18 protein-coding genes and 1 tRNA gene are annotated in these 24,769 nt (G+C 68.0%); 6 read left to right on the forward strand and 13 right to left on the reverse strand.

Annotated elements, in window-relative coordinates:
• Positions 1-8 precede the first annotated feature (8 nt).
• Positions 9-3,188, forward strand: coding sequence for an efflux RND transporter permease subunit (locus tag XM1_RS19845; RefSeq protein ID WP_068436547.1), 3,180 nt, complete (start codon positions 9-11; stop codon positions 3,186-3,188).
• A 37-nt stretch (positions 3,189-3,225) separates the two neighbouring features.
• Here XM1_RS19845 and XM1_RS19850 read toward each other — a convergent pair whose 3' ends face one another.
• The 5 genes from XM1_RS19850 to XM1_RS19870 form a co-directional block, all read right to left on the reverse strand.
• Entirely contained in the window at positions 3,226-3,582 is a 357-nt protein-coding gene (locus XM1_RS19850; RefSeq protein ID WP_068436549.1) for a cytochrome c family protein, read from the reverse strand.
• Positions 3,583-3,644: 62 nt separating this feature from the next.
• Positions 3,645-4,805 (reverse strand): NAD(P)/FAD-dependent oxidoreductase, encoded by a 1,161-nt coding sequence (locus XM1_RS19855; protein WP_068436551.1) that lies wholly within the window; start codon positions 4,803-4,805, stop codon positions 3,645-3,647.
• 3 nt (positions 4,806-4,808) lie between these two features.
• Positions 4,809-4,973 (reverse strand): rubredoxin, encoded by a 165-nt coding sequence (locus tag XM1_RS19860; RefSeq protein ID WP_068436553.1) that lies wholly within the window; start codon positions 4,971-4,973, stop codon positions 4,809-4,811.
• A gap of 38 nt (positions 4,974-5,011) precedes the next feature.
• Positions 5,012-5,488, reverse strand: coding sequence for a rubrerythrin family protein (locus XM1_RS19865; protein WP_068436555.1), 477 nt, complete (start codon positions 5,486-5,488; stop codon positions 5,012-5,014).
• A gap of 106 nt (positions 5,489-5,594) precedes the next feature.
• Positions 5,595-6,986, reverse strand: a complete 1,392-nt coding sequence (locus XM1_RS19870) for an efflux transporter outer membrane subunit (protein WP_231920598.1) — start codon at positions 6,984-6,986, stop codon at positions 5,595-5,597.
• A 274-nt stretch (positions 6,987-7,260) separates the two neighbouring features.
• Between XM1_RS19870 and XM1_RS19875 the strand changes: the two genes are divergently transcribed.
• Positions 7,261-7,803 (forward strand): recombinase family protein, encoded by a 543-nt coding sequence (locus tag XM1_RS19875; RefSeq protein ID WP_068436559.1) that lies wholly within the window; start codon positions 7,261-7,263, stop codon positions 7,801-7,803.
• A 5-nt stretch (positions 7,804-7,808) separates the two neighbouring features.
• On the opposite strand, the gene XM1_RS19880 is transcribed toward XM1_RS19875, so the two are convergent.
• From XM1_RS19880 to XM1_RS19890, 3 genes are read right to left on the reverse strand one after another with little or no spacing between them, the layout of a single operon-like run.
• Positions 7,809-10,901, reverse strand: a complete 3,093-nt coding sequence (locus XM1_RS19880) for an efflux RND transporter permease subunit (RefSeq protein ID WP_068436561.1) — start codon at positions 10,899-10,901, stop codon at positions 7,809-7,811.
• Positions 10,902-10,906: 5 nt separating this feature from the next.
• The gene (locus XM1_RS19885; protein WP_068436563.1) at positions 10,907-13,975 is read right to left on the reverse strand and encodes a multidrug efflux RND transporter permease subunit; all 3,069 of its coding nucleotides are present in this window, start codon (positions 13,973-13,975) and stop codon (positions 10,907-10,909) included.
• A complete protein-coding gene (locus XM1_RS19890) occupies positions 13,972-15,192 on the reverse strand; it encodes an efflux RND transporter periplasmic adaptor subunit (protein ID WP_231920599.1) in 1,221 nt (406 codons plus the stop codon). Before XM1_RS19890 ends, XM1_RS19885 begins: the two co-directional genes overlap by 4 nt.
• 224 nt (positions 15,193-15,416) lie before the next feature.
• On the opposite strand from XM1_RS19890, the gene XM1_RS19895 reads away from it, so the two are divergent.
• From XM1_RS19895 to XM1_RS19905, 3 genes are read left to right on the forward strand one after another with little or no spacing between them, the layout of a single operon-like run.
• The gene (locus XM1_RS19895; protein WP_068436567.1) at positions 15,417-16,547 is read left to right on the forward strand and encodes an FIST signal transduction protein; all 1,131 of its coding nucleotides are present in this window, start codon (positions 15,417-15,419) and stop codon (positions 16,545-16,547) included.
• Complete coding sequence (locus tag XM1_RS19900) at positions 16,548-19,847, forward strand: PAS domain S-box protein (RefSeq protein WP_197603090.1); 3,300 nt, start codon at positions 16,548-16,550, stop codon at positions 19,845-19,847. It abuts the gene before it with no gap.
• 9 nt (positions 19,848-19,856) lie between these two features.
• Positions 19,857-20,876 carry an HD domain-containing phosphohydrolase gene (locus XM1_RS19905; protein ID WP_068436570.1) on the forward strand — a complete coding sequence of 340 codons (1,020 nt, stop codon included), beginning with the start codon at positions 19,857-19,859 and terminating at the stop codon, positions 20,874-20,876.
• On the opposite strand, the gene XM1_RS19910 is transcribed toward XM1_RS19905, so the two are convergent.
• The 3 genes from XM1_RS19910 to XM1_RS19920 form a co-directional block, all read right to left on the reverse strand.
• The gene (locus tag XM1_RS19910) at positions 20,870-22,456 is read right to left on the reverse strand and encodes an HD domain-containing phosphohydrolase (protein WP_068436571.1); all 1,587 of its coding nucleotides are present in this window, start codon (positions 22,454-22,456) and stop codon (positions 20,870-20,872) included. The two genes, XM1_RS19905 and XM1_RS19910, sit on opposite strands and share 7 nt — an antisense overlap.
• Before the next feature lie 63 nt (positions 22,457-22,519).
• Entirely contained in the window at positions 22,520-23,290 is a 771-nt protein-coding gene (locus XM1_RS19915; RefSeq protein WP_068436572.1) for an alpha/beta fold hydrolase, read from the reverse strand.
• Entirely contained in the window at positions 23,290-23,643 is a 354-nt protein-coding gene (locus XM1_RS19920; protein WP_231920600.1) for a PilZ domain-containing protein, read from the reverse strand. The genes XM1_RS19915 and XM1_RS19920 overlap by 1 nt, the downstream gene beginning before the upstream one ends.
• A gap of 306 nt (positions 23,644-23,949) precedes the next feature.
• On the opposite strand from XM1_RS19920, the gene XM1_RS19925 reads away from it, so the two are divergent.
• Positions 23,950-24,141 carry a hypothetical protein gene (locus XM1_RS19925; protein WP_231920805.1) on the forward strand — a complete coding sequence of 64 codons (192 nt, stop codon included), beginning with the start codon at positions 23,950-23,952 and terminating at the stop codon, positions 24,139-24,141.
• A gap of 20 nt (positions 24,142-24,161) precedes the next feature.
• Here the strand turns inward: XM1_RS19925 and XM1_RS19930 are convergent.
• Both XM1_RS19930 and XM1_RS19935 read right to left on the reverse strand, forming a co-directional pair.
• Positions 24,162-24,238: transfer RNA gene (locus XM1_RS19930), tRNA-Arg, on the reverse strand.
• Between the two features lie 120 nt (positions 24,239-24,358).
• The gene (locus XM1_RS19935) at positions 24,359-24,667 is read right to left on the reverse strand and encodes an ETC complex I subunit (protein ID WP_068436573.1); all 309 of its coding nucleotides are present in this window, start codon (positions 24,665-24,667) and stop codon (positions 24,359-24,361) included.
• Positions 24,668-24,769 lie beyond the last annotated feature (102 nt).

Consider the following 24,769-nt stretch of genomic DNA (forward strand, 5'->3'; position numbering starts at 1 on the left):
CCCTCACGATGCGCCTGTCCCACTTCTTCATCGACCGCCCCATCTTCGCCACGGTGGTGTCCGTCCTGATCACCATCATCGGCGGCATCACCTATTTCGCCCTGCCGGTGGCCCAGTACCCCGAGATCGCGCCGCCCACCATCGTGGTCAGCGCGTCCTATCCCGGCGCCTCGGCCCAGGTGGTCGCCGACACCGTCGCCACGCCGCTGGAACAGCAGATCAACGGCGTCGAGAACATGCTGTACATGAACAGCCAGTCCACCGGCGACGGCAACCTGAAGCTGACGGTGACCTTCGCGCTCGGCACCAATCTCGACACCGCCCAGGTGCTGGTGCAGAACCGCGTCGCGGTGGCTACGGCGCGCCTGCCCGACGACGTCAAGCGCATCGGCGTGACGGTGGCCAAGAACTCGCCCGACATGCTGCTGGTGGTTCACCTGAACTCGCCCGACGGCTCGCGCGATCAGCTGTATCTCTCCAATTTCGCCTCGCTGCAGATGATCGACGTGCTGGCCCGCCTGGACGGCGTGGGCGACGTGCGCATCTTCGGCGCGCGCGACTACGCCATGCGGGTGTGGATCGACCCGGACAAGGCGGCGGCCCGCAACCTGACCGCCGGCGAGGTGGTCAAGGCGCTGCAGGCCCAGAACGTGCAGATCGCGGCGGGCGTGCTGGATCAGCCGCCCCAGCCCCAGCAGGGCGCCTTCCAGTTCTCGGTCCAGACCATGGGCCGCCTGATCGATCCCGCCCAGTTCGGCGAGGTGATCGTCAAGGCCGATTCCCAGGGCCGGGTGGTGCGTCTGAAAGACGTGGGCCGCATCGAGCTCGGCGCCCAGGACTACAGCATCAACGGCTATTTGAATGGCAAGAACGCCATTCCGGTCGGCGTGTTCCAGCGCCCCGGCTCCAACGCGCTGGCCACCGCCGAGCGGGTGGTGACCAAGGTCGAGGAACTGTCCAAGACCTTCCCGTCGGGCGTCTCCTACACCATCGCCTACAACCCCACCCAGTTCATCGCCCAGTCGGTGAAAGAAGTGATCAGCACCATCTTCGAGGCGGTGCTGCTGGTGGTGGTGGTGGTGATCCTGTTCCTGCAGACCTGGCGCGCCTCGCTGATTCCGCTGGCCGCCATCCCGGTGTCGCTGGTGGGCACCTTCGCCGTGCTGGGCGCCCTGGGCTATTCGCTCAACAACCTGTCGCTGTTCGGCCTGGTGCTGGCGGTGGGCATCGTGGTCGACGACGCCATCGTGGTGGTCGAAAACGTCGAGCGCAACATGAAGGACGGCATGAACGCCCGCTCCGCCTCGCACCAGACCATGGACGAGGTGGGCAGCGCGCTGATCTCCATCGCCCTGGTGCTGTGCGCGGTGTTCATTCCCGCCGCCTTCATTCCCGGCATCTCGGGCCAGTTCTTCCGCCAGTTCGCGGTGACCATCGCCGCCTCGACGGTGATCTCGCTGATCGTCTCGCTGACGCTCTCGCCCGCGCTGTGCGCCCTTCTGTTCCGCGGCCACGGCCCGCTGGACCACCACGACGAGACGGGGTGGAAGCGGTATGTCGCCCTGTTCTTTGCCAAATTCAACACCGGCTTCGACCGCATGGCCGGCGGCTATGGCAGCCTGACCCGCTCGGTGGTGAGGAAATCGGGCATCATGCTGGTGCTCTATGCCGGCCTGATCGGCCTGGCGGGCTTCGAGTTCTACAAGACGCCCAAGGGCTTCATCCCGGAAATGGACCAGGGCTACCTGATCGCCGTGGTGCAGCTGCCGCCCGGCGCCTCGCTGTCGCGCACCGACGACGTGGTCAAGCGGGTCTCCAACATCATGGCCGAGACCCCCGGCGTCGGCCACACCGTGGTGATCGCCGGCCTGGACGCCTCGACCTTCACCAACGCGTCCAACGCCGCCACGGTATTCACGCCCTTGAAGCCCTTCAAGGAGCGCTATGCCCAGGGGCTGTCGTCCAACGTCATCCTGGCCGATCTGAGGAAGCGCCTGGCCTCGGTCCAGGACGCCATGATCATCCCGATCCAGCCGCCGCCGGTGCGCGGCATCGGCACGGCCGGCGGCTTCAAGATGATGCTGCAGGACAAGGGCGGGCGCGGTTCCAAGGCGCTGGAGGAGGCGGCCCAGGACATGGCCGCCGCCGCCGCCAAGGTGCCCGGCCTGTCGGGCATGTTCGCCCTGTTCAACACGCGCACGCCCAACGTCTACGCCGACATCGACCGGGTGAAGGCCCAGATGCTGGGCGTGTCCACCGAGCGCATCTCCGAGGCGCTGCAGGTCTATCTGGGATCGAGCTTCGTCAACGAGTTCAACTACCTGGGCCGCACCTACCGCGTCACCGCCCAGGCCGACTATCCCTTCCGCAAGGAAATCGACGACATCGCCGCCATCCGGGTCAGGAACGACAAGGGCCAGATGGTGCCGTTGGGCGCGGTGGCGGAATTCCGCTTCGACACCGGCCCCTACCGCGTGCCGCGCTACAACCTGTTCCCGGCGGCCGAGGTGCAGGGCGCGGCGGCGCCGGGCTACGCCTCGGGCTACGCGCTGGAGCAGATGAAGGCCCTGGCCGCCGAACGGCTGCCCGACGGCTTCGGCTTCGAATGGACCGAGCTGGCGCTGCAGGAATTGCTGGCCGGCAACAACGGGCTGTTCGTCTTCGCGGCGTCCGTGCTGTTCGTCTTCCTGCTGCTGGCCGCCCAGTATGAAAGCTGGTCGCTGCCGGCCGCCGTGGTGCTGATCGTGCCCATGTGCCTGCTGGCCGCCGTCACAGGCCTGATCATCCGCGGCCTGCCCATCAACATCCTGGCCCAGATCGGCTTCATCGTGCTGATCGGACTGGCGGCCAAGAATGCCATCCTGATCGTCGAGTTCGCCCGGCAGGCGGAATCCGAGGGCATGGACCGCATCGAGGCCGCCGTCCATGCCGGCCGCACCCGCCTGCGTCCCATCCTGATGACCTCGCTGGCCTTCGTGCTGGGCGTGCTGCCCCTGGTGATCGGCACCGGCGCAGGCGCCGAGATGCGCCAGAGCCTAGGCACCGCCGTGTTCTTCGGCATGCTGGGCGTCACCGGCTTCGGGCTGGTGTTCACGCCCATCTTCTACGTGGTGATCAGAAAGATGGTGGCCGGGTACCACGCCCGCGCGGCCGCCGCCCATGCGGCGGAAGAAGCGCGGGGACGCTAGAATCAAGGGGCGGCGTGCGCCGCCGCCCCTGTTCCCGCTACTTCAGCGTCTTCATGTAGGCGATCAGCGCCGCCACGTCGTCGGGATTCTTGGTGCCGGCGAACACCATCTTGTTGCCGGGAATGGTCTCCTTGGGATTGGCCAGATAGGCCGCCAGATTGGCGTCATCCCAGGTCTTTCCCCAGCCGGTCATGGCCGGGGAATACTTGAAGCCCGCCGCCGCCGTGCCCGCCTTGGAGCCGGCCACGCCGAACAGGCTGGGCCCCACGCCGTTGGCGCCGGCCTCGACCTTGTGGCAGGCCTTGCACGGCGTGAAGGCGGCCGGCGGGTCGGCGGCCAGCGCCGTCCCGGCCAGGGCCATGATTGCGGCGAAAGCGGCAAACTGAAGCTTCATCGGAAAACTCCCCCCTACTTGTCTACCCATCCGGCCGCAAGCAAAGCATCATTTGACGTTTGTCACAACAGGTCAGGCATCTCCTTCGCCAGGGCCTGACGCTCGCCCGCCCGCGCGCCCGACAGGGCGAAACCCAGCTTGCGGCCATCGGGGGAGACGAACAGCGCCTTGCGGTCACGGCCCTCACCCTCCATCACCCATTCGCCGGCGGCGCCGGGAGCGGGCGGGCAGACCACCATGGGCAGGGCCGGGGTCTTGACCACCACGGGCAGCGCCGGAAGCTTCAACTCCGTCTCGGCGCCGGCCAGGGTGGCGGCCAGGGCCTTGGCCTCGGCCATCAGCGGCAGGACGAAGGGCAGCGGCCCGGCCGGCGTCTCGGCGCAGTCGCCGATGGCGAAGATGTCGGGGTCCGAGGTGCGCAAGTGGCGGTCGACCACGACGCCCCGCTCCACCTTCAGCCCCGCCTCGAAGGCCAGCCGGGTGCGCGGCACCAGACCGATGGCCGACAGCGCCTGGTCGTAGGCGATCATGGTGGAATCGTCGAGCGCGGCGCGGCCCTTGTTCCAATGGGTCACCGAGCGGCCGAGATGGAAGGTGACGCCCACGCCGCCCAGCGCCTTGGCCATCTCGTCCCCCAGCGCCTGCGGCAGCAGGCGGCCGAGCGGCCAGGGCGCCGGGTCGACCACGGTGACGTGGTGGCCCGATCCGGCCAGGTCGTTGGCGAATTCCGAACCGATCAGGCCGGCACCCACCAGCAGGACGCGGGCGCCCGGCGTCAGGGCGGCGCGCCAGGCGGCGTAATCGTCGAGATCGTTGACGGTGCGGATCTCGGCCGCCTCGCAGCCTTCGACCCAATAGGGCCGGGGGTCGGCGCCGATGGCCAGCACCAGCTTGGTATAGCCCAGTTCGAACTCGGTGCCGTCGGGACGGCGCACCACCACCACATGGGCGTCGCGGCGGATGGCGGCGACCCGGTGACGGGGAAGGACGGTGGCCCGCAGGTCGGCCGCCATCTGTTCAGGCCCCTTCTGCACCAGCGAGGCGGCATCCTTGCCCTGGGCGAAGGCGGCGGACAGCATGGGCTTGGAGTAGGATTCGCCGCCGTCGGCGGTGACGATGGTGATGGCGACGTTGGCGTCCGCCTTCCTCAGTTCGCGGGCCAGGGTATATCCCCCCAGCCCGCTGCCGAGGATGACCACACCGTTTTGGGCGGCGTTCTCCATGGCCTAGTCCTCCTGGACTTCGAAGTCCGACTTGGACACGCCGCAATCGGGGCAGGTCCAGTCGTCGGGGATGGCTTCGAACGGGGTGCCGGCCGGGATGCCGTCGTCGGGCATGCCGACGGCCGGGTCGTAAACGAAGCCACACACGACACAGACATACTTCTTCATGATTGTTCCTCCGGTTGGAATTGGGGTTGGAGGTGAATTCAGCCCTTGTGGGCGTTCAGGGTCGCCTGGTAGTGCCCGGCGTGCCGTTCCTCGACCTTGGCCAGGGCGGCAAAGCGCTTGGCGGCGGTGGCGAGGATCTTGGCGAAGCGCTCGGCGTGCTCCTGGGACTCGGCGATCTGTTCGTCCATCTCGGCGACCGCGGCCTTGTTGCCCTCCTGCTCGGCCAGGTGGCGGAACTTCGGGTACATCTCGGTGTACTCGTAGGTCTCGCCGTCGATGGCCAGCTGCAGCATCTTCTCAACCGTCAGTTCGGCCTTGGGATAGAGCAGTTCAAGGTGGCCGAAGGCGTGGGCGGTTTCCTGCTCGGCGGTGCGCTCGAAGACCTCCGCCACCTCGACGGCGCCCAACTCGCGAGCCCGGCGGGCGAAGTACAGGTACTTGCGGTTGGCCATGGACTCGCCGGCGAAAGCCGCTTCGAGGTTGGCGATGGTGGGGGAGGCAGGATTGAAGGCCATTGGGGTCATCTCCGTGGTGTGAACCGATGGACAGACCCTATCGAAAGCGGTTGATCGATTGAAATGAGTTAATATCGTTTTTAAAATCGATTTTATCGATCAATCATCACCGTCCCGCCTGCCAGCCGCCGCCCAGGGCCTTGTAGAGCCCGACGATGGCCTGCATCTGCCCCAGCCGGGCCTGGGCCAGGGAATCCTGGGCCGAGAACAGGGTCTTCTGGGTGTTGAGCACGGTGGTGACGTCGACGATGCCGCCGGCCAGCTGGGCCTGGGCGATCTCGAAGGCGCGGCGCGAGGTGGATTCGGAATTGCGCTGGGCGTCGACTTCCTCGGCGGCCTTCTCCACGGCGATCAGGGCGTTTTCCACGTCCGAGAAGGCCGAGGCCACCGCCTTGCGGTAGGTCTGGGACAGTTCCTCGAAGCGGGCCCGCTTCTGCTCGACGGTGCCGGCGATCTTGCCGCCGTCGAAGATAGTCTGGGTGGCGCTGGAGGCCACCGACCACAACAGGCTTTCGGCCGTCATCATCTTCAACAGGTCCAGGCTCTGGAACCCGCCCTGCCCGGTCAGCGAGATGGCCGGGAACCACGCGGCGCGGGCCGCCGCGATGTCGGCGTTGGCGGCGCGCAAGGACGCCTCGGCCGATTGCACGTCGGGACGGCGCGCCAGCAGCTCGGACGGCAGCCCGGCGCCCACCACCGGCACGCGGAGCGCTCCCAGGGTCTCGGGCACCAGCCCGAATTCCTCGGGCAGGCGGCCGGTGAGGATGGCGAGCGCGTTGTAGTCCTGGCGCATCTGGCGCTCCAGCGGCGCCAGGGTGGCCTTTTGGGCCGCCAGCACGCTTTCTTGCTGCGCCACGTCCAGCGAGGTGGCGGTGCCGGCCCGCAGGCGGTCCTGGAACACCGCCAGGATGCCCTCGGAATTGGCGATGGACTCGCGGACCAGCCGGATGCGTTCGGCCAGGCCCAGGATCTCGAAATAGGTGGTCGCCACCCCCGACTGGGCGGTCAGCGTCGCCGTCTGCAGGTCGAAGCGCGACGCCTGGGCGGCGGCCTGGGCGGAATCCACGGCCGCCGCGTTCTTGCCCCAGAAATCGATCTCGTAGCTGGCGGTGAGCGTGGCGCTGGTGGTGCTGGTGTGGCGCGCCTTGGAGGTTGAGGTGGTGCTGGCCGCCCTGGAGGCCCGCGCCCGCGTCTCGCTGGCCGAAGCCGACAGCGAGGGCAGCAGCGAGGCGCCTGCGATCCCCAGCTGGGCGTCGGCCTGGCGCACCCGGGCGGTGGCGGCGGCCAGATCGAAATTGGCGGTCTGGGCCCGGCCCATCAGTTCGTCGAGCCGGACCGAGCCGAATTGGCGCCACCAATCGGCGCTGGGCCACACATTGGCTTGCGCCGTGTTCTTCCACCCTGCCGGCGACGGCGTCTCGGGCTTCACATAGGCGTCACCCATGGAGCAGGCCGACAGCAGGCTGGTCAGAACCAGGGCGGAAACGGCTTTTTTCATCACGTCGGGCTCTCCTCGGGTCCTCGGCTCAACGACTATCACGGGCGTTGATATTTCGAAGCCGGAAATATCGGGCTGCTGTCACAGGCGGTTCATACCGACCGTGCAAAAATATCGTGCGTAATTGTCCGCACCGCAGACTTCCGTCCAGCATGTGACGGCGACACCGCGGACGTCGCCATGCCGCATCGTGCAAAACCATACTGCATAAAGTGTGGACAAGCTGTGGAAAGACGCTACTTTCGGCCCTGGTGACAACAAGGGCCGAAGGGCGATGATCGTCGGGTATTTCCGCCGGATCGACGGCGACGAGGCCGCCGCCCCCCTGGCGGTGCTGCGCGCCGAACGCTGCCTGCGCATCGAGTCCGATCCGGTGGGACGGGCCGATTCCCGCTCCCAGCTGCTCAAGGGGCTGGACCGGGGCGATGTGCTGGTCTCGCCCTCCATCGGCCATCTGGCGGCGGGTATTTCCGACCTGCTGCGGGTCAGTCGCCACATCCACGGATGCGGCGCCACCCTGCGCCTGGTGCTCGAGAAGATCGACACGTCCATTCCGGCGGCCCGCAACGCCCTGGTCGCCCTTGCCGCCTTCGATGCCGGACTGACCGCCACCCGCCGGCAGGCGGGGGTGGAGCAGGCCTCCCTGTCGGGAAGCCGCCCGGGACGGCCGCGCAAGCTGGACGCGGTGACGCTGGGCCGCCTCAAGGCCGAGATGGCGGAAGGGCGCAGCTTCGCCGCCCTGGCCCGCGAACTGGGTCTGCACCCCACCACGGTGATGCGCCGGCTGCGCGAGATGGAGGATGCGGCGGAAGGCTGAACTGCTCATGCCGCCGCCTCCTTGCCCCGTCCCTTGCGCCAGGCCGACAGCCGCGCCATCCACAGATAGACCACCGGCGTGGTGTAGAGGGTCAGCAGCTGGGACAGCAGCAGCCCGCCGACGATGGCGATACCCAGCGGCCTTCTCAGCGCGCCGCCCGGGCCCGAGGCCAGCGCCAGCGGCACGGCGCCCAGAAGGGCGGTGAGCGTGGTCATGGTGATGGGACGGAAACGGGTGCGGCAGGCATCGAGGATGGCGTCGAGCGGCGGCGCGCCCCTTCGCTCGGCCTCGATGGCGAAGTCCACCATCAGGATGCCGTTCTTCTTGACGATGCCCATCAGCAGGAACACGCCGATGACGCTGATCAGGGTCAGCTCGGTATTGGTGCCCATCAGGGCCAGCAGCGCCCCGATGCCCGCCGACGGCAGGGTCGAGATGATGGTGATGGGGTGGAGCAGGCTTTCGTAAAGTACCCCCAGCACGATGTAGATGGCCAGCAGGGCGGCCAGGATCAGCACCGGCTGGTCCTTGAGCGATTCGGCGAAGACCTTGGCGTTGCCGGCGAATTCCCAGCGCACGCCGGCCGGCAGGCCGATGTCGCGGGCCGCCGCCTGCAGGCGGATGGCCGCGTCGCCCAGGGGCACGCCGGGAGCGAGGTTGAAGGTCAGCGTCGCCGCCGGGAACTGGCCCTGGTGGGCCACCGAGACCGGGGCGGTGGAGGGCTCGAAGCGGGCCAGGGCGTCCAGCGGCACCTGGCGGCCGTCCTTGGACTTGACCCACAGCAGGTGCAGCGAGGACGGATCCTCCTGGAAGCGGGGGTCCACCTCGAGCACCACCTTGTACTGGTTGCGCTGGGTATAGATGGTCGAGACCTGCCGCTGGGCGAAGGCGTTCTGCAGCACCTGATCCACGTCGGTCATGGAAACGCCCAGCCGGGCGGCGGCGTCGCGGTCCACCACCACCTGGGTCTGGGGAATGGCGGCGTCCTGGTCGGACGAGACGTCCACCAGCCCGGGCTCGGCCTTCAGGCGCTCCACCAGCTTGGGCGTCCATTCGCGCAGTTCCTCCAGGGATTCGCTGAACAGTACGAACTGGAACTGGGCCTTGCCCATGCGCCCGCCGATACGGATGTCCTGGCCCGCCATCAGGAAGACCGAGACGCCCTCGACCCTGGCCAGCTTGGGCCGCAGACGGTTGATGACGTCCTGGGCCGATTCCTTGCGCTCGCCCAGGGGCTTCAGGCTGATGAACATGCGGCCCGTGTGGCTGGTGCCGAAACCGCTGGCGCCGACGAAGGACCCCAGCCCCTCCACCGCCGGGTCGGACAGCACCACCTCGGCCACCTTCTGCTGGCGCTCGGCGATGGTACGGAACGAGATGTCGACCCGGCCCTCGACGCTGGCGAACACCAGCCCGGTGTCCTGGGGCGGAAAGAAGCCCTTGGCCACCTGGCCGTACAGGAAGACGGTCAGCGCCACGGTGCCCAGCGTCACCGCCAGCATCAGGCGGCGATGGGCCAGCGCGTGCCCCAGGCTGCGCTCGTAGGCCCGCTCCAGCCAGACCATGGCCGTCTCGCCCGCCTTGGCCAGGCCGGACAGCGGGCGCTGCTTGGGCCGCATGACCATCAGGTGGCCGAACAGGGTGGGCGTCACGGTGAGCGACACCACCGCCGAGACGATGATCGCCACCGACAGCGTCACGGCGAATTCGCGGAACAGCCGGCCCAGGACGCCGCCCATGAACAGCAGGGGAATGAACACCGCCACCAGCGAGAGCGTGATGGAGATGACGGTGAAGACGATCTCCTTCGACCCCTTGATGGCGGCTTCCAAGGGCCCCTCGCCCTTTTCCATGTGGCGCGAGATGTTCTCGATCATCACGATGGCGTCGTCGACCACGAAGCCCACCGAGATGGTCACCGCCATCAGCGAGATGTTGTTGAGCGAATAGCCCACCAGCCACATGAAGGCGAAGGTGGCGGCCAGCGACAGCGGCACGGTGACCGAGGCCGCCACGGTGGGCGTCATGCGGCCCAGCGTCAGATAGACCACCATGATCACCAGGCCGATGGAGATGGCGAGCGTGGTCTCCACGTCCTCGAGATTGCCGCGGATGTTGATGGTGCGGTCCGAGACCACCGAGACCTTGGTGCCGGCCGGCATCCAGCGCCGGAGCTGGGGCAGGATCTCCTTGATGCGGTCCACCGTCTCGACCACGTTGGCGCCCGGCTGCTTGCTGATGATCACCAGCACGCCCTTGTCGCGGTTGAACCAGCCGCCCAGGCGCGTGTTCTCCACCGAATCCACCACGGACGCCACCGCCGACAGGCGCACGATGGCGCCATTGGCCGACTTGACGATCAGCGGCGCATAGGCGCTGGCGGAAAACAGCTGGTCGTTGGCGCTGATGCTCATGGCCTCATGGGCGCCGTCCAGGCTGCCCTTGGGGGCGTTGACGTTGGCCGCCGCGAGCGCGCTTCGCACGTCTTCGAGCCCGACGCCCATGGCCGCCAGCTGGCCGGGATTGACCCGGACGCGGACCGCCGGCTTCTCGGCGCCCGACAGCGACACCTGCGCCACCCCGTCCACCTGGGAGATGCGGCTGGCCAGGATGGCGTCGGCGGCGTCGAACACACGCGCCGAGGACAGCGATTCCGAGGTCACCGCCAGGATCAGGATGGGCGATTCCGCCGGGTTGATCTTGCGGTAGGTGGGGGGCGAAGGCAGGTCGATGGCCAGCTCCGAGGCGGCCGCGTTGATGGCCGCCTGCACGTCGTGGGCGGCACCGTTGATGGAGCGGTCCAGGTCGAACTGCACGGTGATGGAGGTGCCGCCCTGGGTGCTGGTGGACGTCATCTCGGCGACGCCGGGAATCTCGCCCAGCCGGCGCTCCAGCGGCGCGGCCACCGTGGCGGCCATGGTGGCGGGGTCGGCGCCGGGCAGCTTGGCCGACACCGCGATGGTGGGAAAGTCCACCTTGGGCAGCGGCGCCACCGGCAGCCGGTCGAAGGCCACCATGCCGGTGAGGAACAGCCCCAGCGCCAGCAGCATGGTCGCCACCGGGCGGCGGATGAAGATGGCGGAGAAGCCGCCGTCCATGGCCCCTACTCCGCCAGCGCCGGAGCGGGGACGAAGCGCCGCTTCAGCCGCTCGAGGGCCAGATAGATCACCGGCGTGGTGTAAAGGGTGATCAGCTGGGAAAGCACCAGCCCGCCGACGATGGAAATGCCGAGCGGACGGCGCAGCTCGGCCCCGGTGCCGCTGTCGATGGCCAGCGGAATGGCGCCCAAGAGCGCCGCCATGGTGGTCATCATGATGGGGCGGAAGCGCAGCAGGCTGGCCTTGACGATGGCCTCCCTGGGGGCCAGTCCTTCATGCCGCTCGGCCTCGATGGCGAAGTCGATCATCATGATGGCGTTCTTCTTGACGATGCCCATCAGCAGCACGATGCCGATCAGCCCCACCAGCGACAAATCGTGGCCGGTGGCGAACAGGGCCAGCAGCGCGCCGATGCCCGCCGACGGCAGGGTGGACATGATGGTCACCGGGTGGATGGTGCTTTCGTACAGCACGCCCAGCACGATGTAGATCACCACCATGGCCGCCAGGATCAGCCAGGGCTGGCTTTCCAGCGAACGGCGGAACTCGGCGGCGTCGCCGGAATAGTCGCCGGTGATGGTCTCGGGCAGGCCCATGTCGCGCTGGATGGAATCGATGGCCGCCGTGGCGTGGCCCAGCGACACGCCGGGGGCCAGATTGAAGCTGATGGTCACCGCCGGGAACTGGCCCTGGTGGGTGATCAGCAGCGGCACCCGGTTGCGCTCGACCTTGGCCACCGCCGACAGCGGCACCAGCGCGCCGGTGGACGAGCGGACATAGAGCGCGCCCAGCGCCTCGGGCCCGCTTTGGTATTCCGGCGTCACCTCCAGCACCACCTTGTACTGGTTGACCTGGGAATAGATGGTGGAGATCTGCCGCTGGCCGAAGGCGTCGTAAAGGGTGTCGTCGATGGCCTGGAGCGGCACGCCCAGACGCGCCGCCTTGTCGCGGTCGATGCGGATGTCGGCCTGCAGGCCCCCTTCCTGGGAATCGGTGGCCACGTCCATCAGGAGCGGCGAGGCCTTGAGCCGCTCCACCACCTGCGGCACCCAATGGGCCAGCTCGGCGGCGTCGATGTCGGTCAGGGTGTACTGGTACTGGGTGCGGCTGGTGCGGTGGCTGATCTGGATGTCCTGGGCGGGGCGGAAATGCACCTGCATGCCGGCCACCGGCGCCACCTTGTCCATCAGCCGGGCGATCACCTGCTCGGCCGAAGCGGAGCGCTGCTTCTTCGGCTTCAAGACGATGGTCATCTGGCCGGTATTGGCGGTGGGGTTGATGGGCCCCGCCCCGATGAACGAGGCCACCGCCGTAACGTCCGGGTCGGTGCGCACCAGATCCGAGACCCGGCGCTGCATGTCCATCATGGTGGCGAAGGAAACGTCGGCACGGGCGTCGGTGGTGGCGACGATCAGGCCGGTGTCCTGACTGGGAAGGAAGCCCTTGGGCATCCACACATAGAGCGCCACGGTCAGCACCAGGGTGCCAAAGGCCACCCACAGGGTCGCCACTTGCCGGCCCAGCACCCAGTCCAGCGACCGGGCGTAGAGATCGCGCAAGCTCTCGAAGAAGCGCCCGGACTTGGCCTCCTCGTGCCCGCCCTTCAGCAGATGGCCGCACATCATGGGGGTGAGCGTCAAGGACACCACCGCCGAGACCACCACCGCCACGGCCAGGGTCAGGGCGAATTCCCGGAACAGCCGCCCGACGATGCCGGTCATGAACAGCAGGGGAATGAACACCGCGACCAGCGACACGGTCAGCGACACGATGGTGAAGCCGATCTCCTTGGACCCGGCCAGGGCGGCCTCCAGCGGCTTCATGCCCTTTTCGATGTAGCGGACGATGTTCTCGATCATCACGATGGCGTCGTCGACCACGAAGCCGGCCGAGATGGTGAGAGCCATCAGCGACAGGTTGTCCAGGCTGAACCCGGCCAGGGCCATCACCCCGAAGGTGCCGATCAGCGACAAAGGCAGCGCCACGGCCGGGATGAGGGTGGCGCGCACCGAGCGCAGGAAGGCCCAGATCACCCCGATCACCAGGCCGACGGTGAGCACCAGGGTGAACTCCACGTCGGCCACCGAGGCGCGGATGGTCTCGGTGCGGTCGGCCAGCACCGAGACCTTGATGCCGGTGGGCACGGCGCGGGTCAATTCCGGCATCTTGGCCTTGAGGCGGTCCACGGTGGCGACGATGTTGGCGCCCGGCTGGCGCTGGATGTTGAGGATCACCGCCGGCTTGCCGTCGAACCAGCCGGCGACGCGGGAATTCTCCACCCCTTCCACCACGTCGCCCAGATCGGCGACACGGACCGGAGCATTGTTCTTCCACGCCACCACCTGCAGCGGATAGGCCAGAGGGTCGGAAATCTGGTCGTTGGCGCCGATGGACAGCGCCTGGGAGACGCCGTCGAAGCTGCCCTTGGGCATGTCCACATTGGCCTTGGCGAGCGCACTGCGCACGTCTTCCAGCGACAGGCCGTAGGCCGCCAGACGGGCCGGGTCCATGCGCACGCGCACCGCCGGGCGCTGGCCGCCCTCGATCAGCACGCGGCCCACGCCGCCGATCTGGCTGAGCTTCTGGGCCAGCAGGGTGTCGGCCACGTCGTTCAGCCGGGTGATGGGCAAGCTGTCCGAGGTCAGCGCCAGGGTCATGATCGGCGGATCGGCGGGGTTGACCTTGGAATAGACCGGGGGATAGGGCAGTCCGGTGGGCAGCACGCCACGCGCCGCGTCGATGGCCGCCTGCACCTCCTCGGACGCCACGTCGATGCTCTTGCCCAGGTCAAATTGCAGCGTCAGCGCGCTGGTGCCCTGGGACGAGGTCGAGGTCATCACGGCAAGGCCGGGGATCAGCCCGAACTGGCGTTCCAAGGGCGTGGTGATCAGGGTCGCCACCGTCTCGGCGCTGGCACCGGGCAACTGGGTGGTCACCTGGATGGTGGGGAAGTCCACCTGGGGCAAGGCCGAGACCGGCAGCATGCGAAAGCCCAGGATGCCCGCCAGCACCACCGCGAAAGCCAGCAGCCAGGTGGCGACGGGACGGCGGATGAAGGGGGCGGAAACGTTCATTGCGGCTTGCCCGCGCGGCCCTTCCCCTCACCGCGACCCTGACCGCCGGCTTGACCCTCACCATTCTTCTCGCCCGTCATGACGCGCGCGCCGGGCTGCAGCTTGGCGGTGCCTTCCACCACCACGGAATCGCCCTCGGCCACGCCGTCGTCCAGCAGGGCCTGGCCCGCCTCGATTGCGGCGACCTTGACGGCGCGCATCTCGACGGTGCGGTCCTCCTTGACGGCGAAGACGTAAGGCCCCTGCGGCCCGCGCTGCACCGCCTGGGCGGGCACCACCAGCCCGTCCTTGCGCACCGAGAGCAGCAGGCGGACGTTGACGAAGCCGCCCGGCCACAGCCGGCGTTCGACATTGGGCATCACCGCCTTCAGCTTGATGGTGCCGGTGGTCTGGTCGATCTGGTTGTCCACCAGTTCCAGCTCGCCGGTATCGGCCAGGGCGCGGGTCTCGGGCTGGAAGGCGCTGACCTGCAGCTTGCCGTCCTGGCGCAGCCGGTCGTTGACCGCGCCCAGCGATTGCTGCGGCAGGGTGAACACCACCGAAATGGGCTGCATCTGGGTCAGCGTCACCAGCCCGGTGGCGTCCGACGCCCGCACGATGTTGCCCCTGTCCACCAGCCGCATGCCGGTCCGCCCGCCGATGGGCGCGGTGATGACGGTGTAGGACAGCATGGTCTTGGCATTCGACGCCGCCGCCTCGTCGGCCCGCACCGTGGCTTCCAGCTGGCGCACCAGGGCGCGCTGGGTGTCGACGCTCTGGCCCGAGACGCGGTCGCCCAGGCTGACATAGCGGGCAAGGTCGCGGCGCGCCGCCTCCAGCTGGGCGGTGTCCTTGTCGCGCGTCGCCAGGGCCTGTTCGTATTGGGCGCGATAGGTGCGCGGGTCGATCTGGGCCAGCACGTCGCCGGCCTGGACGTCCTGGCCTTCCTTGAACAGCACCTCGACCAACTCGCCATCCACCCGCGAGCGCACCGTCACCGTGTTGTAGGCCTGCACCGTGCCGATGGCGTCGAGATAGATGGGCATGTCGCGCCGCGCGACGCTGGCCGCCGACACGGCCACCGGCCGGCCGTCGGGGCCTCCCGGTTTGCCCCCGTTGCGCACCGGCTGGGATTGTTGCGGCAGCAGCACCATGGCCAGGCCGGCCGCCGCCGCCAATCCGCCAATGATCAGCGCGCCCTTGCGCCACAGAGGGTTCTTCAGGTCAAAGGAAGACAAGGCCGGCTCCCAGGAATTCCGTCGGGCGAGATTATGACCGGAGCGGAAGGGCCTGTCAGTAACAGAGGGTAACACTCCCCCACCACCCCGCCAGGGGCCCGCAGATCGGCCATCATTGCCATTCGGTTTATATCAAAGTTATAATCCATCAATATTTTCCCGTTACGATACCGTCCGCAGAAATACGGATCCGACAGAATCCGGGATACGGGGGGAGCGTGCCCATGTGGATCGAACAACGGCTGTGGACGGCCGGGCAGGGCTGGGCCGTGACGGGAAAGCGCGGCGCGGCGGCCAGCCTGGTCCTTTACTTCGCCGCCCCCGGCAGCCTGCCGGGCGAAACCATCCTGGCCGACCTGCGCGCCGCCTATGGCGACGCCCCCATCCTGGGATGCACCACCGGCGGCGAAATCCTCGGGCCCGAGGTCATCGACGATTCGGTGGTGGTGTCCGCGCTGGGCTTCGAGCACGCGAAGGTGCGGGTCGCCGACCGCGACCTTTCCGACGTGTCGCAGTCGAAAGCCATCGGCGCCGCCCTGGCCCGCCAACTGGAGGAGCCGGACTTGCGGGCCATCTTCATCCTGTCGGACGGCACCAATGTGAACGGCGACGCCCTGGTGGCCGGCTGCACCGAGGCCGTCGCCGCCGACGTGGCGGTGACCGGCGGCCTGGCCGGCGACGGCGCACGCTTCAAATCCACGGCGGTGGGCTGCAACGACGTCATGCGCCCCGGCCGGGTGGCGGCAGTGGGCCTCTACGGCGAATCCCTGTCCATCGGGCATGGCAGCTTCGGCGGCTGGGACGAGTTCGGGCCGCCGCGCACCATCACCCGCTCGGCGGCCAACATCCTTTACGAACTGGACGGCGAGCCGGCGCTGGACCTCTACAAGCGCTATCTGGGCGACGAGGCGCAAGGCTTGCCGGGCAGCGCCCTGCTGTTCCCCCTGTCCATCCGCCCCCAGGGCGGCGACGAGGGCGGCGAGGTGGTGCGCACCATCGTCGGCATCGACGAGGAGGCCAAGTCGATGATCTTCGCCGGCGACATGCCCACCGGCCATCTGGCGCGGCTGATGCGCGGCAATTTCGACAATCTGGTGGACGGCGCCGGACGGGCGGCGGAATCGGCGGCGGCGGTGAGCGGACCTTGCCTGGGCCTGCTGGTCAGCTGCATCGGCCGCAAGCTGCTGATGGGCCAGCGCATCGCCGAGGAGGTGGAGATCGTCGCCGACGTCCTGGGCAAGGGCTCCAGCCTGATGGGGTTCTACTCCTATGGCGAGATTTCCCCCCACGGCTTCACCGGCAAGTGCGAACTGCACAACCAGACCATGACCATCACCACCATCTCCGAGCGCTGATTGTCGACGCCTCCGCCCCTTCACCGCCTGTTGCAGCGCCAGCTGGCCCGCGCCGCCCGCGGCGCCGCCGACGGCGCGCCCGATTTCGACGCGCTGATGCGCCTCATCAGCGATTCCTACGAGGAGCATGACCGCGAGCGACGCCTGTCCGACCGCTCGGCCCGGCTGATGGAAGAGGAATTGCGGGCCGCCAACCAGGAATCCCGCCGCCAGGCCGAAGCCCATCTGCAGGCCATCCTCAATACCGTCGGCGAAGGCATCGTCATCGCCGATCCGAACGGCGTCATCGTCAGCGTCAACCCCGCCCTGCTGTCCATTTTCGGCTACGAGCGCGACGAGGTCATCGGCATCGGCATCGACGCCCTGATCCCCCAGGCCAGCCCCCGGGGAGAAGCGATCCGCGGCATGGAGAGCATCTTCGCCCTGGGCCGCGAGACCCTGGCCCGGCGCCGGGGCGGCAAATCCTTTCCCGTCGAGCTGGCGGCCGGCGACCTGACGCCGACCGGATCGCCCCAGTTCGTGGTGATCATGCGCGACATCTCGGAGAGAAAGCGCATCGAGCGCGAGATGGCCGAAAGCCAGGAGCGCTTCCGCGACTTCGCCCAATCCACCTCGGACTGGTTCTGGGAGATGGGCCCCGACCTGCGTTTCACCGGCTTTTCGGGCCAGTTCACCGAGCACACCCAGTCCCTGCCCAGCCATTACGTGGGACGCACCCGCGACGAGATGATCGCCGACGAAACCCCCATGGAGGCCCGGCTGCAGAACCTGGCCGACATGGAGGCGCGCCGCCCGTTCCGCGACTTCGTCTACCGCACCAAGGAGATGGACGGGCCGGGCCGCTACCTCAGGGTCAACGGCAAGCCGGTGTTCGGCCCCTGGGGCGAGTTCCTCGGCTATCGCGGCACCGCGTCCGACATCACCGAGGAGATCGAGGCCGAGGAGCGCCTGAAGGCCGCCCAGGCCGAGACCGAACGTCTGGCCCAGCGCAACAACTCGATTCTCGAAAGCGTCGATGACGGCATCGTCGGCATCGACCTCAACGGCCGGGCCACCTTCGTCAACCGCGCCGCCGCCCAATTGCTGGATTTCGAGCCCGCCGAACTGGTGGGCAGCGACATCCTGCCCCTCATCGCCTCGGACATGGAGACCGCCGGCAAGCTTTACGGCATCCTGCTGCGCCTGACCGCCTCCATCCGCGACGACGCCGCCAGCTTCAAGCGCCGCGACGGCACGCCGCTGCCGGTGGAGTACATCGCCTCGCCGGTGATGGAGCGGGGCAACCAGGTGGGCGTGGTGCTGGGCTTCCGCGACATCACCCAGCGCCGCCTGGTGGAACACCAGTTGCGCGAGGCCAAGGAAGCGGCGGAAGCCGGCAACCGCAGCAAGTCCGAATTCCTCGCCACCATGAGCCACGAGATCCGCACCCCCATGAACGGGGTGATCGGCATGACCGGGCTGCTGCTCGACACCAGATTGACCGAGGAGCAGCGCCATTTCGCCGAAACCATCCGCGATTCGGGCGAATCCCTGCTGACCGTCATCAACGACATCCTGGACTTCTCCAAGATGGAGGCGGGCAAGCTCGACCTCGACTACACCGAATTCGAACTGGCCCCCCTGGTGGAAAGCGTGCTGGACATCCTGGCGCCGCGCGCCCACGCCAAGGGCATCGAGATCGCCGGCCTGATCGCCCCCGAGCTGCGCATGCTGGTGCGCGGAGATCCCGGCCGACTGCGCCAGATCCTGATGAATCTGGCCGGCAACGCCGTCAAGTTCACCCATCAGGGCGGCGTGTCCATCGAAGTCGCCGCCCTGGAAAACGACGTCCAGCCCGGCATGGTGCGCTTCGCCATCAAGGACACCGGCATCGGCATCGCCCCCGAGGCCCAGTCACGGCTGTTCTCCATGTTCTCCCAGGTGGATTCCTCGACCGCCCGGCGCTACGGCGGCACCGGGCTGGGCCTAGCCATTTCCCGGCGCCTAAGCGAATTGATGGGCGGCTGCATCGGTGTCGACAGCGAGCCCGGCAAGGGGTCCACCTTCTGGGTGGCCATCCCTCTCGACCTGCTGGCCCCCCAGGCGGCGGAGCCTCCCAACCTGGCCGGCCGCCGGGTGCTGGTGGTGGACGACAACGACATCAACCGCGACGTCATCGAACGCCAGTTGAAGGCCTTCGGCATCCACGTCCAGGCCTGTCCCGACGCCGGGGCCGGCATGGGCGAGCTGACCCGGGCCGCCGCCGCGGGCGAGCCCTGGGAGGCGGCGATCATCGATTCCCAGATGCCCATGGTCACCGGCGCGGAAATGGTCCGCATGATCCGCGCCATTCCCATGCTGAGAGACACCAAGGTGATCATTACCTCGTCCCAGGGAATGCCGGCCGAGCACCTGGACGAAAAGATCACCATCGACGCCTTCCTGCACAAGCCGCTGCGCCAGACCTCGCTGCTCGACACCATCGGTCGGATGTTGGGCGTGGCCGGGGCGGAAAACCGCCCGCAAGACCAGGAGGAGGAGCCCGCCGCCCCCGATGCCGGGGGCAAGCGGCTGCGCATCCTGGTGGCCGAGGACAATCCCGTGAACCAGCAGGTGGCGCTCGGCCTGCTGCGCAAGCTGGGCCATACGGTGGACGTGGTGGGTGACGGCGCCGAGGCGCTGGAGGCGGTGCGCCTGCTGCCCTACGACCTGGTGCTGATGGACGTGCAGATGCCCGAAATGGACGGGCTGGAGGCCACCAGGGCCATCCGGGCGCTGAATGGCCCGACCGCCCGGCTTCCCATCGTCGCCATGACCGCCAACGCCATGCGCGGCGACGACCAGATGTGTTTCGACGCCGGCATGAACGGCTACATCTCCAAGCCCATCGACCGCCGCAAGCTGGCCGAGGCGCTGGCGCCCTATTCCGGCGCGGCCGAAGCCAAACCGGCCGCCCCCGCCGAGCCGCCCGCCGCCAAGGCGGTGGACCTGGACGTGCTGGACGCCCTGGCGGCCGACATCGAGGCCGACACCGTGGTGGAAATCCTGGTGAAGTTCATGGAAGACGCCCGCGCCCGCCATCTGGCCGCCGCCGCCGCCGCCCCCGCCGGCGATCTGGACAGGGTCCGCCGGGAAGCCCACACCATCAAGGGCGCCGCCGCCAGCCTGGGCCTGCTGGCCATCCGCGACACCTGCCTGGCCCTGGAGCAGGCGGCGCGGGCCGGCGAAGGTGTCGAGCCCCTGCTGGCCCGGCTCCATGACGGCGTCGAGGCACTGCCCGGCCAGCTGACGCCGACCGCCTACTGCCTGCCGACGCCCTGAGAACACCCCATGATCGCCCTGCTCATCGACGACAACCCCACCAACCTGATGCTGATCAAGCACCGCCTGCTCAAGATCGACGGCTGCGAGGTGGTCTGCATGGAATCGGCCATCAGCGCTCTCGAGTGGTGCAAGGACAACACCCCCGACATCGTGCTGACCGATTACATGATGCCCGGCATGGACGGGCTGGAATTCATCGCTCACCTGCGGGCGCGACCGGCCATGCAGGACATCCCCATCGTCGTGGTCACCACCTCGGACCTGCGCGAGATCCGCCAGAAGGCCCTGGACCTGGGCGCCGCCGATTTCCTGACCAAGCCGGTGGACGGGCCCGAGCTGATGGCGCGCACGCGCAATCTGCTGGCGCTCAGGGCATCGCGCCTGGCGCTTCACGACCGCGCCGCCGAGGAACTGGTGATGCGGCTGTCAAAGGCCGCCGAATACCGCGACCCCGAGACCGGCGCCCATATCGAGCGCATGGCGCGCTATTCCGCCCTGATCGCCCGGCGCCTGGGCTTCGAGGCCGACGCGGTGGACAGGCTGGAACTGGCCGCCCCCATGCACGACGTGGGCAAGGTGGGCATTCCCGACATGATCCTGCTCAAACCCGACCGGCTGACCGAGACCGAGTTCGTGGTGATGAAGCAGCATGCCTCCTATGGCTGGGACATCCTCAAGGACAGCTCGTCGCAGCTGGTCCGCCTGGCCGCGCTGATCGCGCGGACCCATCACGAAAAATACGACGGCAGCGGCTATCCCGCCGGACTGGCCGGCGATTCCATCCCCATGGAAGGCCGCATCGTCGCCGTGGCCGACGTGTTCGACGCGCTGACCTCCACCAGGCCCTACAAGACGCCATGGAGCGTGGACAAGGCGGTGGCGTTCCTCAAGGAGCAGCGGGGACGCCATTTCGACCCGGCCTGCGTCGACGCCTTTCTCTCCGGCCTTGATGAAGTCCTGCGGATCAAGGAAGAGTTCCGCGACCACCAGGACGAGATGCCCCCCCATCCCCTGGCGGATTACTGAGCCGGCCCCAGGGGCAGGCGGCCCTCGTCCACCAGCTTGCGGCAGGCGTCGACCACCTGGGCGTCGAAGCGGACGCCGCGATGGGCGATGATCTCGGTCACGGCCGCCTCCAGCCCCAGGGCGGCGCGGTAGGGACGGTCCGAGGCGATGGCCTCGACCACGTCGGCCACCGCCAGGATGCGGGCCTCGAACAGAATCTCGTCGCCCTTCAGCCCGTCGGGATAGCCGCTGCCGTCCATGCGCTCGTGGTGATGGCGCACCATGTCGGCCACCGGCCAGGGAAACTCCACGCCGTCCAGGATGTCGCAGCCGTCGGCGGCATGGCCGCGGATGATGTCGAATTCCAGGGGCGACAGCCGGCCGGGCCGGGTCAGCATCTCGGCCGGAATGCCGATCTTGCCGATGTCGTGGATGGTGCCCGCCACATGAAGGCCCTTGAGACGCTCCGCCGACAGGCCCAGCTCCCGCCCGATGGCCACCGCGATGTCCGCCACCCGGCGCTGGTGGCCGGCGGTATAGGGATCGCGCACCTCGATGGTCGAGGCCACCGCCTCGATGGTTCCCTCCAAGGCGCGCTCCAGGGCTTTCTGGGTCCGTTCCCCGTCCTTGATCTGCTGGCGCAGGTCGCCGGTATGCACCAGCAGCCGCCCGGTCAGCGGGCGCAGGATCAGCACGAAGCCGGTGATTCCGAATCCCACCAGCACCATGGCCCCGATGGCGACGGACAGCACCAGGCGGTCGATGTTGCTGTGAAGCTCCCCCTGGTCCTGGCGGATCATCACGATCCAGTCGGAGCCGGGCAGGCGCTGGGACAAGACCACGTCGCGGCCGCCCGCCGGGTGGGTCATGAGCATGGGGGAGGCGTCATCGACGGCCAGGGCGAAGGCCTCGCGCACCTCGTCGTCCAGGCCGGCGACGCCATGCCGCCGGGGAAAGAACACCTTGGCGGCTTCCCCGCCCCGGCCCAGGATGATCTCGCCGGTCTGGCCCAGGGTATCCACGTCGGCGACCACCGCCCGCAGCCCCTCGGCGTCGAGCAGCAGGACATCCAGGCCTTCCCGTTTCCCGTCGCGGCCCAGGATGGGCGCCGAGGCCAGGAATACCCAGCGCCCCTCCACCTGGGCCGGCGCCCCCAGGGCGGGGGGCTCGCCGTTGGCGGGGCTCCACAGCTCGGACGGAACGGGGCGGCCCACCGCGACCAGCGGCTGGAAATCGGGGCCCAGCCGCGTGATGCCCAGCATCTCATGGGACAGTTTCAGGGAATCGCCCAGCTTGTCGGCGGTGAAGACCCGCAACTCGTCGGCGGACATGCCGCCCCGGTTATGGGTGATCAGGGCGTCGCGGATGACGCTGCGGCTGGTGACCTGACGGGCCAGTTCGCCCGCCCGGCCCACATTGGCCCGCAAGGCCTCGACCTGCAGGTCCAGGCCGTGCTCGAAGGCACGGTCGGCCGCCTGGACCATCTGGGCATGCAGGGGAACGATAGCCGCGAACGCCACCCCAAGCCCCACCATGGCCATGGCCAGCACCGCGTACATGATGATGTTGCGCTGCAGTTTGACAGCGTCGATGACCTGCACTCGAACAAATCCCTCAATCCCGGAATTTGACTATTATCAAATCACGGGCGGCGGACGCAACGACTACAGGAAAGGCCCGATGGCCGCCATGAACGCGGCAGGGTTGTCGGCGTGGACCCAATGGCCGGCGCCGGGGATGGTGACGGTCTCGGCCCGGGGAAACAGCCGGGTGATGGCGTCCTGATAGGCGGGACGGACGTATTCCGAGGTTTCGCCCGCCACGAACAGGGCGGGACCGTCGTAACGGGTGCCCTCGGGGAAATCCGGGAACTCCATGATGTCGGTCATATGGGCGTTCAGCACCGCCAGATTGGGCCGCCAGCGATAGCCGCCGGCCCCGCCTTCCAGATTCTGCATGAGGAAGGCGCGCACGCCCTTGTCGAGAACGGTGCGGGCCAAAGCGGCCTCGATCTCGCCGCGCGACGTGGCCTCGGCCAGGGGGGCGGCGCGCATGGCCTTCACGAAGGGGGCGAAGGTGTGGTTGTAGGTCACCGGCGCGATGTCCACCACCACCAGGCGCTCGACCATCTCGGGACGGGACAGCGCCAGGGTCATGGCCGCCTTGCCGCCCATGGAATGGCCCATCACCGCCGCCCTGCCGCCCAGGTGCTCGATGACCGCCGCCACCTCGCGGGCCATGAAGGGATAGTCCATGACCTCGCTCCACGGGCTCGATCCGTGGTTGGGCATGTCCAGCGCCAGCACCCGGCGGGTCTCGCCCAGGGCCTTGACCACCGCGCCCCAGTTACGGGCCGAGCCCAGCAATCCGTGCAGGATCAGCAGCGGCACCCCGTTCGGAGCGTCGGGTCCCGCCTCGATGGCGTTGAGCTTCATCAGTGCCGGAACAGATGGCTGCGGCCGATCAGCAGACGGCCGATATGGCGTCCCACCACCTTCATCAGCGAGAAGGTGGGGCGCACGAACTCCACCGCCACCCAGTCGGCGCCGAGCGCGCGCACCACGGCGACGCCCTTGGCCAGGGGATTGGGATCCTCGTAGGCCGAGCGCAGTTCGAAGGTGAAACGGTAGCCGTGACTGAGCAGGCCGGGCGGCCGCCGGAACTTCAGCCCGCCGATGGAGATGTCGACGACCTCGACCAGGATGCCGTCGAACAGCATGAACAGGCCTTCGCCTTCGTGGCGATCATCGACGCGGCGGTCGTTGCTGGCGGACTTTCGGGCGGTCACGAGCGCTTCCCTTGCGGATGGACGACGGAACAGTCTAGCAGGGCGCGCCGTCCTGCGCACCCCTCCATGTTGTTCAGTCTCCCCGGCGGCAATTCTAAGGCGAGGACCTTACGCAATCCCCGAAATATCGAAAGTATGGGGATAAGCCGTTGGTAGATTGCAATTTTAAGGAGTTTACGAAGCTTATACCACCACGCCATCCACCTCACCGGATGCACGCCCCCCGGCAACATTAGAATTGCTAAAATGAACTGCCTTGAATTTTCCGGGTATTCCGGCGAGGCGGAGGAAACACCAAGAGTGGGGATGATCATGACCGAGCAGCTCGACACCGTCACCGTGACCACGTCGCACGTGCTGATCAGGCAGGCCATGGAGGATCTGGAACGGGCGATTCCGCACCCGCAGCCGGGCGACAAGGTGTCGCTGGTGGCCGGCCAGTGGCAGGACACCTTCATCATGACCGCCCGCTACGGCTGGCTGCGGATGCCGCACTGAGGCCGGGTTGCGGCGGGCGTTGGCGCGCCCTGCTGGGCTCGAACCAGCGACCTGCCGCTTAGAAGGCGGCTGCTCTATCCAACTGAGCTAAGGGCGCCCGTCGCCGCCTTGGATCACCGAGAGCGGTGCGCGCCCAATCTGGCGCAAACCGCGACCTGCCGCCATTGAGGCGGCGGCCAAGCGGCCGGAGGCCGCGCCCGGCGAGGGGCAAACTAATCTAGAAGCGGCCGAATTCCAGCTTGTCGAAGCGGAAATTGTCGGCGTAGTTCTTGGGCTTCTGCAGGCGGGCGTTCTCGGTGGCCACCTGATAGTCCAGGCCCTTCTTCTTGGCGAAGGCCACGGCCTCTTCCATGGTGGCGAACTTGACCCGGACCTGCGAGGTGGTGTCGGTCGAACCCAACCAACCCATCAGGTTGTCGGGCTGCTTGGGGGCCGCCGGCTCGTATTCCAGGACCCAGGACTTGGCGTTGCCACCCCGGCCCGATTGCATGGCGGTCTTGGCGGGGCGATAGATGCGGACCTGCATCAAAGTCTCTCCTGCTGGTCTGGACGTCCTGGTTGCGGGCGGGGCCTTTGAAAATCAAGGGGTTGTCACCCCCTGCCCGGCTCCGCCCGCAAGGTATAATCG

This window comes from Magnetospirillum sp. XM-1 (genome assembly GCF_001511835.1).
Taxonomy (GTDB): domain Bacteria; phylum Pseudomonadota; class Alphaproteobacteria; order Rhodospirillales; family Magnetospirillaceae; genus Phaeospirillum.